This window comes from Paenibacillus sp. FSL P2-0121 (assembly GCF_037975345.1).
Taxonomy (GTDB): Bacteria; Bacillota; Bacilli; order Paenibacillales; family Paenibacillaceae; genus Paenibacillus_AQ; species Paenibacillus_AQ odorifer.
The window spans coordinates 1,905,416-1,918,218 of the sequence record NZ_CP150245.1; the positions used below are offsets into that span (position 1 = coordinate 1,905,416).

Annotated in this window: 12 protein-coding genes; 8 read left to right on the forward strand and 4 right to left on the reverse strand. The window is 42.4% G+C overall.

The window, feature by feature from the left end:
• Positions 1-9: 9 nt before the first annotated feature.
• Entirely contained in the window at positions 10-969 is a 960-nt protein-coding gene (locus MKY54_RS08365) for a family 43 glycosylhydrolase (protein WP_076184723.1), read from the forward strand.
• A gap of 334 nt (positions 970-1,303) precedes the next feature.
• On the opposite strand, the gene MKY54_RS08370 is transcribed toward MKY54_RS08365, so the two are convergent.
• Both MKY54_RS08370 and MKY54_RS08375 read right to left on the reverse strand, forming a co-directional pair.
• Positions 1,304-2,116 (reverse strand): ABC transporter permease subunit, encoded by an 813-nt coding sequence (locus MKY54_RS08370; protein ID WP_076281115.1) that lies wholly within the window; start codon positions 2,114-2,116, stop codon positions 1,304-1,306.
• Positions 2,116-3,000 carry an ABC transporter ATP-binding protein gene (locus tag MKY54_RS08375; RefSeq protein ID WP_339191141.1) on the reverse strand — a complete coding sequence of 295 codons (885 nt, stop codon included), beginning with the start codon at positions 2,998-3,000 and terminating at the stop codon, positions 2,116-2,118. The genes MKY54_RS08370 and MKY54_RS08375 overlap by 1 nt, the downstream gene beginning before the upstream one ends.
• Positions 3,001-3,165: 165 nt before the next feature.
• Between MKY54_RS08375 and MKY54_RS08380 the strand changes: the two genes are divergently transcribed.
• Complete coding sequence (locus MKY54_RS08380; RefSeq protein ID WP_076126280.1) at positions 3,166-3,759, forward strand: TetR/AcrR family transcriptional regulator; 594 nt, start codon at positions 3,166-3,168, stop codon at positions 3,757-3,759.
• 37 nt (positions 3,760-3,796) lie between these two features.
• On the opposite strand, the gene MKY54_RS08385 is transcribed toward MKY54_RS08380, so the two are convergent.
• Complete coding sequence (locus tag MKY54_RS08385) at positions 3,797-5,293, reverse strand: amidase (RefSeq protein WP_076303816.1); 1,497 nt, start codon at positions 5,291-5,293, stop codon at positions 3,797-3,799.
• Between the two features lie 148 nt (positions 5,294-5,441).
• Here MKY54_RS08385 and MKY54_RS08390 point away from each other — a divergent pair, with 148 nt between their 5' ends.
• Positions 5,442-5,909, forward strand: a complete 468-nt coding sequence (locus tag MKY54_RS08390; RefSeq protein WP_076126284.1) for a MarR family transcriptional regulator — start codon at positions 5,442-5,444, stop codon at positions 5,907-5,909.
• Positions 5,910-5,983: 74 nt separating this feature from the next.
• Here MKY54_RS08390 and MKY54_RS08395 read toward each other — a convergent pair whose 3' ends face one another.
• Positions 5,984-7,615: an MDR family MFS transporter gene (locus MKY54_RS08395; RefSeq protein WP_076192880.1), complete on the reverse strand. Its 1,632-nt coding sequence runs from the start codon at positions 7,613-7,615 to the stop codon at positions 5,984-5,986.
• A gap of 217 nt (positions 7,616-7,832) precedes the next feature.
• On the opposite strand from MKY54_RS08395, the gene MKY54_RS08400 reads away from it, so the two are divergent.
• The 5 genes from MKY54_RS08400 (at position 7,833) to MKY54_RS08420 (ending at position 12,766) form a co-directional block, all read left to right on the forward strand.
• Entirely contained in the window at positions 7,833-8,354 is a 522-nt protein-coding gene (locus tag MKY54_RS08400; RefSeq protein ID WP_076126288.1) for a MarR family transcriptional regulator, read from the forward strand.
• A gap of 69 nt (positions 8,355-8,423) precedes the next feature.
• Positions 8,424-9,170 carry a metallophosphoesterase family protein gene (locus tag MKY54_RS08405; RefSeq protein WP_339190183.1) on the forward strand — a complete coding sequence of 249 codons (747 nt, stop codon included), beginning with the start codon at positions 8,424-8,426 and terminating at the stop codon, positions 9,168-9,170.
• 80 nt (positions 9,171-9,250) lie between these two features.
• Entirely contained in the window at positions 9,251-10,288 is a 1,038-nt protein-coding gene (locus MKY54_RS08410; protein ID WP_339190184.1) for a helix-turn-helix domain-containing protein, read from the forward strand.
• Positions 10,289-10,291: 3 nt separating this feature from the next.
• Positions 10,292-11,554 (forward strand): FAD-dependent oxidoreductase, encoded by a 1,263-nt coding sequence (locus MKY54_RS08415; protein WP_076184718.1) that lies wholly within the window; start codon positions 10,292-10,294, stop codon positions 11,552-11,554.
• 294 nt (positions 11,555-11,848) lie between these two features.
• Positions 11,849-12,766: a DUF5692 family protein gene (locus MKY54_RS08420; RefSeq protein WP_076134042.1), complete on the forward strand. Its 918-nt coding sequence runs from the start codon at positions 11,849-11,851 to the stop codon at positions 12,764-12,766.
• Positions 12,767-12,803 lie beyond the last annotated feature (37 nt).

Here is a 12,803-nt window from a genome sequence, read left to right on the forward strand (position 1 = left end):
GTTGTCATTGTGAGAGAATTTAATGTGAAAAATCCACTAGTTGAGCAACGAGCAGATCCTTGGATCTATAAACATACTGACGGGTACTACTATTTCATAGCTTCAGTTCCAGAGTTCGATAGAATTGAGCTTCGCCGTTCTGAATCCATTCAAGGATTAGCTGAGGCTGAAGGGAAGACCATTTGGGTTAAGCATGAAACGGGCTTGATGAGTGCTAATATCTGGGCGCCAGAGATTCATTATATTGATGGGAAATGGTACGTGTATTATGCAGCTGCACATACCTCTGATACGAAAGATGGTTTATTTGATCATCGCATGTTTGCACTAGAAAACTCATCCGCAAATCCTTTAGAGGGTGAATGGGTCGAAAAGGGTCAAATAAAAACAAAATGGGAATCTTTTGCCTTGGATGCAACAACTTTTGAGCATAAAGGAGTTAGATATTACGTTTGGGCACAAAAAGATCCTGCTATCCCTGGCAATTCAAATATTTATATTTCCGAAATGGAGAACCCTTGGACACTAAAAGGCGAGCAGGTGTGCATCACCACTCCTGAATACGATTGGGAAAAAATCGGATTTTTGGTGAATGAAGGCGCAGCAATCCTTAAGCGTAATGGACGCATTTTCATGACTTTCTCAGCTAGTGCAACAGATCACAACTATTGTATGGGATTGTTGACTGCTGATGAGAATAGTGATTTGATGGATCCAAAATCATGGGTCAAGACACCTGAACCTGTGTTTACGACTTCTGAGGAAAACGGCCAATATGGTCCGGGACATAATAGTTTTACTGTCTCTGAGGATGGCACACAGGATATCCTTGTTTTCCATGCTAGAAGCTATAAGGAAATTGTCGGTGATCCGCTTTACGATCCGAATCGTCACGCACGTGTGCAAGTAATCCAGTGGAATGAAGACGGAACGCCAAACTTTGGTGTACCTAGACCGGATACGAAATAAAAAGGGATTTGTCGCATAAAACAACAGAGCAATGATTCTCCCAGAGGTGGAGAAACACTGCTCTGTTGTTTTTTATAAGAGTCATAGTTATAACCCTCCTGAGGCTTAAGGACTCAGCTGACGCTATTTGCAAATTTTTGGACATTTGAGCAAGGTTGCGGACCCCAGTGCAGCTATTCCTTTAGAAAAGGTTCATTTTTGCTGTTCTTCAAGCCAATAACGACTTTAGGGTCCGTTAGGTACGCAAATTTGTGATAAAGTTGCATTTAAGGTCAACGGTGTCCGATAGTTGCTTTGGGAATGCGTAAAAGCGAGTTGATCAAATGAGGTACTCTTATAATGGAAGATCCCGTCTTCTGAACAGCTCTACTCCCAAGGAAAAGGTGAACACTCCGATCAACAGCAGCCAACTGGAGACCTGAATAATCTCCACGTTGCCCTGAACGATTTCCCCGGGTTGATAGAAGGAGAATAAGGTTAGGAAACGCAGTCCTTCCAGTTTGTCGCTTATTTTACCGAGTAGATCCAGAGTGAAAAATCCGAAGGCGATGGCGCCGGAAATTCCGAGTGCTTTTTTCTCGTCATTACATACAGAGGACACGAGAAAGGTAAGGCCGCCTACCGCAAAAAACAATAAAAACGCCACGGTATTCAGCTGAGCGAAGCGACCACTGTTAAAGTCATATTCACTGCCAAGGAACCATGCTTTACCTAATAATCCGGCGAGGGTGGTTACACCCATAATTAAGAGTAATGCTGTAGTGAGAACAAGTGCCTGCGTGGTAGCGACTTTTCTCCGTGTAGTTGGGGCTATGAGCAGATAGGCCATGGAGCCGTGATCCACGAGTCGAGCCATAAGCTGCGTTGACATTTGCACACAAACTATGGATAGAATCAGAACTAGTATAAGTCCATAATATTCTCCGGAGATAAAAGCTTCTGCACTAGTAAAACCGCTATTTAGCCCAAAGGCTTTACCCACACCCTCTGGCATCGCCTTAATAAGGTCATCAATTGCTTGTGTACTCCCCGCAATCCCAGGATAAAGCCAGATCATAAACAGAATATAGAAGGCAGAACCAAAGGCGTAATTCAATATTCCTTTCAGGTTCACTCGCATCATTTCCTTATAGAGCGGAAGATTCATTACACTACCCCCTCGCGGTCATAATAGTCCATGAAGATGTCCTCCAGATTTTGCGTGAATACGTCGATGCTGCGGATATTGTATTTTCCAGTTTCCCGGATGAATCGGTCATAATTGCCCTGCACAGCTATGCGGACCTTATTTCCCTCATGAGCTTCCACTTGTAGGCCGGAGGCGGCAAAATCCACTGCATCTTCACTATTCGCAAAAATGACCTCAAACAGCTTCCGTTGCATCGATTGCAGTTCATGAATATTTTTTACGGTGATAATCCGTCCGTCTTTGATAATTGCGGCGCGGTCACAGGTGCGTTCAATTTCTTGAAAGCTGTGTGAGGACATGAGAAAGGTGGTTCCGGCTGATTTTTCCTCCAGTACCAGATCAATAAATACCTTTTGCATGAGCGGGTCGAGACCCGAGGTAGGTTCATCCAGAATAATAACGTCAGGACTGTGCATAAAAGCAGCGACGATTCCGACCTTTTGCTTCATTCCCTTTGACATTTTTCGGATCGGAGTGGTGGCATCAAATTGCAAACGTTCAATCAGCTGCTCGCGTTTGGTAGTATTTTTGATTCCCTGCATGGCTGAGATAAATTTAAGGAAAGAAAGACCCGTCATCCCATCAAAAAAGTTGATTTCACCGGGTAAGTAGCCGATATGCTTCTGGACTGTCCCTTGTGCCTTCCATACATCAAGCCCATGGATACTCGCATGCCCTTGATCTGGTTTCATAAAACCCATGATATGCCGTATGGTCGTCGATTTACCCGCACCGTTAGGACCCAGAAATCCAAAAACCTCGCCTTTATTTACGGTAAATGTTACATCTTCGATTCCTTTGCCATTCGAAAATCGTTTAGTTAAGCCTTCTACTACCAGCATGCTGCCACCCCCGCCGCAAAATAATGAACTATTATGAATCAGATATTTCATATGTTATATTATTCCTAGTGGTTAATGAAGTCAATATAATTATGAAATAATTGAAATGGAATATTTCATTAAATTTGAATATGCATACTTAATAACGAAGTTAGGGTGGAAACTATGAATGGATTTGAGAAGAGAGCAGCACAGATTAAACTCAAAATTATGAAAACTACCATGGAGATGCTCAAGAACTGGGAACCGAAACGTCTACGGATCGCTGATATTGCGAAAGAAGCAGGGGTCTCTCAGGTGACGATTTATAATTATTTTGGCAGTAAGGAAGCGCTGCTTAGTGAGTCTTTTAAAGACTTTGTTCAGAAGGAAATTCAGGAATTTGAAGATTACATTTATCAAGAGCATTCTCTAAAGGAGATTATTGGTTACATTCTAACCATGGAGAGGGAAACTTACAGCGGTTTATCTCCCGCAACTGTGAAGGAGCTTATGGTTGAGGATCAAGAAATGTTCCATTATATTGAGGAACGATATGCGAATGACATTTTGCCGGTGCTGGTGAAGATGGTCGAGGATGGGAAAGCGCGGGGAGAAATCTCAAATAAAGTATCCACCAAAGGGATACTTTCACTAATGGGGATGTATATGCGTAATGCAGGTGAACTTCTAGACGAAGCTAGCAAACAGGAAGATATGGATGCCTTCATCGAGGAAGCCATCCATATTTTCTTCTATGGCATTTGCGGGAAAGAGTAAGGGGAGCTTGAGCTGCGAGAGCATCACCCTTAATTGATCAGGTGAACAGCGGATTTCCAGTCATGCCGACCCAAAGAGCGGATTGTTCAAGCTGGGCAGCAAGCTGAAGCAATAAATCTTCACGGCCTTTGTTCGCCATGACTTGAACGCCTAGCGGCAGGCCATTTGCTGACTTATGGACGGGCACACTCATTGCAGGCTGGCCTGTCAGATTTGCGAGCTGGGTGAACGGTGTATAGGTTAGGCTTGGCTCAAACATCTCGTAAATTAAGCGGCTCTGTTCTTCTTTTGGCAATTCGTTTACGTGCAGCAGCTTTGCTATCTCTGCAGGTTTATGCGTTAATTCACCAATTTTGGGAGCAGAGTTTGCATTCGTAGGTGTTATATATAAGTCGTAATGATTAAACAGTTCCGCCATTTGGGCGGCTGCAACGTCCCATTCATCCAGACTATGTACGAATTCGGCCGCTGAAACATTTTTTCCGGTCTCACCAAGGACCCACGTAATGATATCGACATCGTAAGCAGTTATGGAACGTCCCATATTTCTCTCCAGGGAGACGAACATCGCTGCTACCTCTCCGGCATTCATCGTATAGTAGTTCTCCATCAGTCTTGTGCCATTCACAGGACTTTCTGTTTCTTCAACCGCATGTCCTTCAGCTTCGAGCCATTTCACGGATTTGAGAACAGCATTTACGGCCTCTTCAGAGACAGGCGTACCTACTGGGGAAGCAGTCGTAAATCCAATTCGTAGTTTACGTTGCGTAGGCTTAAACAGATCATCCAGATATACGCCCGGGTATAACGGAGTCTGGAAGGCGGCTTCTGGCTGCACAACCTGCAGCAGATCTAACATAGCAGCGCTATCGCGAACGGACCGGGTTAAGGCAAAATCAATAGAAGCCCCTTGCCATTGACGGCCGACTCCGGGTCCTACTGGTGTGCGCCCGCGCGTGGGTTTAAGTCCGAATAGGCCTGTGAATGAGGCGGGAATACGGATGGAGCCACCACCATCACTGGCTCCCGCTACTGGAACGATACCAGAAGCTACAGCCGCCGCGGCTCCGCCACTTGAACCTCCAGTAGAATATTCGAGATTCCAAGGATTACGAGCAGGGCCGTGGAGGACATTCTCTGTAATGTTTTTTAAGCCGAACTCGGGTGTATTCGTATGGCCAAGTGGAATAAAGCCGGCTTTCCTAATTCGTGCAACATAATTTGAATCCCACCGTGCGACATTGTTCTTCATCAGCATAGCCCCACAAGTGATGGGCTCGCCAGCGATAGATTGGGAAATATCTTTTAATAGAAACGGAACGCCAGCAAACGGCCGAGTGTTATCCTGAACAGGCATCTCGTCGGCTTCTCTAAGAGCAGCTTCACGACGGGTGCGCACCACCGCATTTATGACCGGATTGACCTCATCTAACCGAGCAAAGGCGGCTTCGACCAGCTCACGAGGTGAAATTTCACGTGCTTTGACAAGTGAAGCAAGTCCTAGAGCGTCATAGGTAGAGTAAGAAAAGGACAAATTAGATACCCACTTTCAATTTAGGATGATTATTATATTATACATCCCATTAGTTATTTTTTGAAAATGGGTAATCTGACATCTATCAATTCTTTTTTACGTCATATTAGGCTATACTTAGTGTTAAATGATTTTATGGGGTGTACTGATGAACGAAGAGAAATATCAGAATGTGGATGGATTAATGGAGGCTTTCCAACAATTCGCTAGAATGAATTGGCGTAAAACCACGATTTGGGGCTTGAAGCCAAGTGAGGTCCGGATGTTGGTTTCTTTAAAGCTTGGTAAAGAACGGGAAGGGAAGAAGGGACAGACGGTTTCGGAAATTAGCAAGTTTCTGAAAGTCACCTCTCCTACGGTTACCCAAATGCTCAATAGTCTGATTGCACAAGGATATGTGGTGCGTACTTCTGATGCACAGGATCGCCGAGTTAGCGAGATCACGCTTACGGAAAAAGGGGAGCATCTGGCTGAGATGGCTGTAACGAAATCCCGGAATACCTTTAAAGGTATGATTGATTACATGGGCAAAGAACAGACGGATACGTTAATGGAGCTGTTAAACGGAGTCTATGTTTACTTCGAAGAATTGAACGATCAACCAAACGAATCCTAGCCCTTCTTATAAAAAAAGAGATGCCGCACAGCCTAAGCTGTTTACGGACATCTCTAATGTAAGGTTATTTGTGATTAATGTGCAGCAGGCACAGATTTTTCGAGTTTTTTACTCCCGTTTTTATCCTCTGCATGTGTCTCCATTTTTTTCTCTCCACTACGTAATGGAATCTCTTTAAGGAACAGAACGAGCAGTGCTGCGATAACTAACAGCGCCGTACCACTTAAGAACACAACTGTCAGGGAATCGCTTAGTGCGTTCCGCAGCATCTCAATCAATTGATTGAAGAGCGGCTGAATTTGCTCTGGCAGTGTTGCATGCAATTCTTTAAGCTTAGGCTGATCTAGCAGCATTTGAGGATTCATAAAGGCAGAAAGCTGTTTAGCGGATTCAGGATCAAGTTTGGATAAATCCGGACCTTTGCCAGAGGACACCGCTGCCTCTAATTTTTTCGTTAATGAGGAGTTCATAATGGTACCCATGATGGCAATACCTATGGTTCCACCTAAATTACGGAATAAAGTATTTGTAGCAGTAGCAACACCTAGCATTGAAGGCGCTACAGCATTTTGTACGGTTAGTGTAAATACAGGCATCGATAGTCCTAACCCAACCCCGAAGATAATCATGCTGACTACAGCCGTAGCAATGTTACTCATAAAGGCCATTAATATCATGGCTACAACCATGAATGGCATCCCCATTAGAGCATAACGTTTATATTTTCCTGTTTTGGAGATCCATCTTCCCACTAAAGTACTTAGTACAATCATAGTAAGTGACATTGGCATATTGATAAAACCAGATTTAGTTGGGGAGACGCCCTCTACCCCTTGCACGAAGAAAGGCAGGTAGATCATTGCGCCCATCATACCAGCATTCATCAGGAAGCCGACAATCATTGAGATGGATACGATGGAATTTTTAAATAAGGATAATGGCAATACTGGGCTTTTAGCTTTACGTTCAATCAGAATCAGGATAATCAGACCCAGAATGGAAGCCCCAAACAAGCCTAGAATCTCCGGAGAACCCCAGTCATATTTTGTTCCCGCCCATGAAAAGCCCAGCAGGAGCGCAACGATGGTCAGGGAAAGGAAAATGGAGCCTAAGTAGTCGATGGACTCAGATGTAGAACGCGTTGTTTTAGGGAACATTTTCAAAATCATAAAGAAGGCCACGATCCCGAAAGGTAAGAAGATCCAGAAGATCCATTTCCAAGCCATGTGATCTACCATGAATCCGCCAAGGGTAGGACCAATTACGCTGGAGAAACCAAATATCGCCATCATAATTCCAGTCCACTTGGCTCTCTCTCTTGGAGCGAACAAATCACCTACAGCGGTTACGGTAGCCGACATTAGAATCCCGCCGCCTAGACCTTGTATCCCGCGATAAGTGATCATTTGAAAAATGTTGGTCGACAATCCGGATAGGAAAGCACCTATAATAAAAATGACAATCCCTGATAACAGGAAGGGCTTTCTTCCGTAAATATCGGATAACTTACCGACAAGTACGGTAGCAATGGTTGAGGTGAGCATATAGATGGTAATTACCCAGGTATAATGTTCAATACCTCCAAGCATCGCAATAATTCGGGGCATTGCTGTGCCCACAATCGTCTGGTTGATTGCTGCGAAAAACATAGCCGCCATTAAAGCAATCATAATTGTAACTTTCTTTTTCTGAGTGAGATGCTCCAGAGCAGTTCCTCTCCTTTAACTTCTATATATTGTAGTTTGGGAATTCATGTCGTAATAATTAGGTAGCCAAACTATCATTTATGTATAATACACAAATTCATCAATTAGCACAACAGGTTAATTATTAAATTTTAATTTAAAGAGAATTTGAATTTGACTTGATTTTTTGGGAATAGGTAAGTAATCTAATTAGATTGAGGTATATTGGAGGTGCCCTATGGATACCCATGACAATCAAGAGCAGAAGCTGATCATAGCCCTTGAAAATATAAAGCGTCTGACTGCTCGCCCCTACTCGATTGATGTAGTATCGTATAGAGAGTTTGTTATGATGTACGTCATTCACACTGTAATGAAGCAAAAGAAAGCCACTGAAGGTGACAAACAGCACCGGGGAGTTATGATTTCTAAATTAAGTGACCTGCTCCAGATAAGTAGACCTACTGCCACGCAAATGGCAAATACTTTGGAGGAAAAAGGTTACGTAGTGCGTACAACATCCGATACAGATCGTCGGGTCGTATATATCTGTCTGAGTGAGCTTGGAGAGCAGATTTATAGCAGGCAGATGGCATCCTATTCCGGCATTTTGAGTGAAATCACGCAAAAGGTCGGTAAGGAAGAGATCGACCAGCTGATCTTTTTGTGCGATCGTTTTCAAGAAGCGGTGCATGAGGTCAGAAGCCGTCATTTTTTTCCACAGTCGGATGAGGAGCCATTAGTTATAGATTCAGTATAGAAAGCCCAACATCAAAAGATATTCCTGCAGACCTGCGGGAACATCTTTTTTTGCATCTTAGAGCAAGGAGTGATTATCATCAGAATATTTGCAATTAGTGACATTCACGGAAGTTATGTAGAATTCAATGCCCTATTATCAAAAGTGAATTATCGCCCGGCGGAGGATAAGCTTATTTTAATGGGAGATTATGTGGATAGAGGTCTGGACAGTAAAGGAATTGTGGAGCAAGTGATGACTCTGCAGCAAGAATGTGGAGCGATAGTTCTCAAAGGAAATCACGATAAAATGGCTTGCGATGCGCTCACCAGCGATGATGATAAATTGGATACCCATTGGCTAACTAACGGCGGATTTCATACACTGATGAGCTATTGCGAGGCGGGCTACGAAGGTTTGCAGAAGGATTTTGGCTGGAAGGATTATATGCAGCTAAAAGAAAAAATTAGGCGGGACTATAGACATCATATAGACTTTCTGAGCACATTGCCGCTTTATCATGAGACGGAAGAACATATTTTTGTTCATGCAGGCATTAATCCATTAATAGAGGATTGGAAACAGCAGGACCCTTATGATTTTATCTGGATTAGAGAACCCTTTTATAAGAATCCGGTAGTTAGCACTAATAAAACGGTTGTTTTCGGTCATACTTCGACGATGGATCTGCATGATTCAGAAGAAATCTGGTTTAGTCCACTGGGAGATAAAATTGGCATAGATGGTGGCTGTGCATATGGCCAACGACTAAATTGCTTGGAGATTTCCGCAGGGAAATACATAACGCATTTTGTTCGGAATGGTGAGACGCTTTGAGCGTTCTCCCATTTTTTTAAGAATAGTAATGAATTAAACGTTAACTATGTATAAAATAAAGATAGGAGGGGTGCAAATAGGTGAATGCGAACAGCAAATATCATATCCTCATGCAAGGGGCCATCAGCAAGAATGTGAGCGAAACCTGTAAGGAGTTTGGCATTTCCCGGACGATCTATTATAAGTGGTCTAAAGCTTATCAACAACATGGAATGGATGGACTTGGGGAGAAGAAAAGAAAGCCGGTAATGCCTAATAAAGTAGATAAGAGAACGGAAAGATTGATCTTGGAGTACGTCGCCAGATTTCCTGAGGATGGGCCTAAACGCATCTTTTATGAACTGCAAGATGAAGGTATGCAAATAGGGGAATCCGGTATTTATAATGTACTACGTCGAAACGGACTAAATAAACGAATAGAACGTGAAGCTTACGCCAATCAAATCAAAGCAAAGAAGAGGAATGGCGCACAATCCACTCACACTAAAGGATTTAAAGAGAAACGGAAAATACTAGATTATAAGATGAAGAATCCGATAAATGCTCATCCCGGGTATATGTGTCAGCAGAGTATTAGCTATTTGGGAGTTTTCCCGAGGGTCGGAAAGGTATATCAATATGTAATTTATGATGCCTACTCCAGACTAGGTCTAGTTAAGCTATACAATCGGAAATCTACCATTCATTTTATAGATTTTATGCATCTGAAAGTTCTCCCATTGATGAAGACATTAGATTTTCATATCGATAATCTGGTTACGAACAAAAGCCGTGAATTCATTACGAACTGGGACAGAGGAAAACATAAATATAGTGAATTTTTACATAAGAACAATATTAATCAAGTAGCTATAACGGTAGACCAAACAGAGATATTTCAGCCCTTGCAGCAATTTGCGGCGGTGTTGACCAAAGAATTCTACCAGCAGGCTTGGGTAGATGATACGATAGATTCTTTTGAGATTTTAGAAAAGCGCTTACATGAATACTTGAGAACCTACAACTTCAGCAGGCAAATTACAGACGGACCTAATCAAGGTAAAATACCATCGGATGTCGCACTTGCCTATACGGGACAACGAGAAACTTTGCCATTATGGTTATTTACAAGGAGATAACGGATGATGACAAACACGAAGAATAAAGACCGAATTGGAATCATCGGTGCAGGGATTTCTGGGGTTACGGCTGCTTATGAATTAGCGAAAAAAGGATATACCAACATTACCCTCATGGAGAAGTCGGATAGAGTAGGAGGAAAGTGTCATTCTATTGAGTACAAAGGAAAAAGTTATGAAATGGGGACGCTAATCGGCCTGCCTACCTATAAACATACGATGGATTTTATGAGAGATTTTGATCTTATGGATAGGGGACCATTGTTAGAACGTGGATTTTTTGATAATAATGGGAGAAAAACTTCACAAATTCCCATGGAGCAGATAGAGGCGTTTACACAAGAATTCAAACGATTGCCGGATATTCTGAAACGCTATGAGTCTCTCCAAGAACCGGGTTTTCTCCACTTACCGCCAGATTTATGTCAGCCATTTTCGCAGTGGTGTGTAGAGAATAAGCTGTCTGTCCTTGAGCAGGTCTACATGCATTATTTTAATACTTTTGGATTCGGTGGTATCCATAATGTTCCCGCTGCATATGTGCTGAAATTTCTAAGCTATGATAATCTGTTGTCGTTTATTGAAATTACTCATATGATAACCTGGCCTAAGGGTGTTACTGAGCTGATCAGACGAATGGCCGACCAAGTAAACGATCTACGCCTGACTTGTGAAGTGCTTTTTATGGAGCAAGAACAAGATGGGCAGGTTCGAGTAGAGACGAGTCAGGACATCTTTTATTTTGACAAGGTCATTTATACAGCAGCTTTAGAGCAAATGGGCGATACAGTTAGCCTGTCAAGTGAGGACAAAACTTTATTAGCGAATATAACCTATGAATGGTTTAGGGTATATGCGTATAGAGTGAAGGGGTTGCCGGAGCTTTCTGGCTATATCCCCCGGAATATGTACCCTGAACGTAAAGGGCATATGATGGCATGGTACTATCGGTGGGCAGATATGGGAACTACGGATCTAGTTACGGTTTATGTAGCAGAGAATGAAGCTATGACTGATCTGGAAATGCGAGAGACGGTAGAAAATAAACTTCGCGAGCTGGGCGGAGAGAGCATTCGACTATATATGATGAAGCGTTGGAGGCATTTCCCACATGTGGATTCTAATGCGCTACATGAGGGATTTTATGAACGGGTTGATCAGATGCAGGGGAAAAACAATATCTATTTAGCTGGAGAAATCATGAACTTCCCTACACTTGAGAATTGTATTATATACGCGAAACACTTGGTTGAACGATTCTTTTGAATAACATTAAAGAGGAACCTTGTCCACAAAGAAATTTGTCGACAAGGTTTTTTTACATTCAAGTTAGGTTTGCAGTATATAGTTCTATAGACATGTATTCTAATAGATTTCTCAGAAGAAAGGTAGAAAGTTTGGCGAATTCTAGTGCTAGGGTTGTGTAAACTCAACTTGAAATGAAACTAAAAAAACACTGATAAATCAACGTTTTAAGCGATTTGATCGTTTAAAGAGGGATGGGCTATATTGGACCTGAGACACAGATTACATACACCAACCTACAAGGAGGAGTAAAACATGTTTTTATTCGAATCGATTCCCTGGTACTCTGCGCTAATGTGGTTAGTAGTACTAGCAGGATTAATGTTTGTAAATGAAATAGCACGGAAGAGCAAGTGGTTCTCAATCATTCTGTTTATAGTTGTCCCTATTGTTCTTACCATAGCGGTTTGGCCAAATACGGCAGGAGAAGGCTCCAGTACTGGAACATGGTTTCACTGGGTAAAAGTATATTCTGCTTTGGCAGGATGTATAGGGTTTATGGCTATCCGTTATGTTAAAGGATGGGACAAAAATAAATATATATTAATGTTCCCGGCTATTATCCTTGCAGTTAACATTCTTGAAGCAGTTATTCGTGATTTCCAAGTGTACAGCTTGCAAGGTATGGTGGATGGCGTAATGATGGTAGGTGGTCCTTGGAACATTATGAACGGGATCGCAGGTATTCTGAACATTATTACGATTTCTGGTTGGATGGGTATTGTGATCAGTAAAGATAAGAGTAAAGATATGTTGTGGCCTGACCAGCTTTGGTTCTGGATCATTGCTTATGACATTTGGAACTTTGCCTATGTATATAATGCAGTTTCTGACCATTCCTTCTATGCAGGTGCAGCATTGTTGATCTCTTGTACCATCCCGGCGTTCTTCTTTAAAAAAGGGGCATGGCTGCAGCATCGTGCACAGACTTTGGCGATTTGGATGATGTTTACGATGTCGTTCCCGGCGTTTGTTGGTGAGTCAAAGTTCTCTGTACAATCCTCTCATAGTGAAACCGCTCTGTGGATAGTAAGTGCATTATCTTTAGCTGCTAATATTGCAGTGTTTGGTTATCATTTCTATAAAATCATCAAGCATAAACGCAATCCGCTTAAAGAGGAAGTTTATACGGATTTAGCTGCTTATAAAGCTATTGCAGAGGGTGCGAATTAATAGAGACATTATAGTAATAGTGATAGAAGTTCCTCCT

Bases quoted from the DNA above. Each gene is read 5' to 3' on its own strand.
- MKY54_RS08370 (WP_076281115.1), bottom strand. From the start codon at position 2,116: ATGAATCTTCCGCTCTATAAGGAAATGATGCGAGTGAACCTGAAAGGA.
- MKY54_RS08375 (WP_339191141.1), bottom strand. From the start codon at position 3,000: ATGCTGGTAGTAGAAGGCTTAACTAAACGATTTTCGAATGGCAAAGGA.
- MKY54_RS08380 (WP_076126280.1), top strand. From the start codon at position 3,166: ATGAATGGATTTGAGAAGAGAGCAGCACAGATTAAACTCAAAATTATG.
- MKY54_RS08390 (WP_076126284.1), top strand. From the start codon at position 5,442: ATGAACGAAGAGAAATATCAGAATGTGGATGGATTAATGGAGGCTTTC.
- MKY54_RS08400 (WP_076126288.1), top strand. From the start codon at position 7,833: ATGGATACCCATGACAATCAAGAGCAGAAGCTGATCATAGCCCTTGAA.
- MKY54_RS08415 (WP_076184718.1), top strand. From the start codon at position 10,292: ATGATGACAAACACGAAGAATAAAGACCGAATTGGAATCATCGGTGCA.
- MKY54_RS08420 (WP_076134042.1), top strand. From the start codon at position 11,849: ATGTTTTTATTCGAATCGATTCCCTGGTACTCTGCGCTAATGTGGTTA.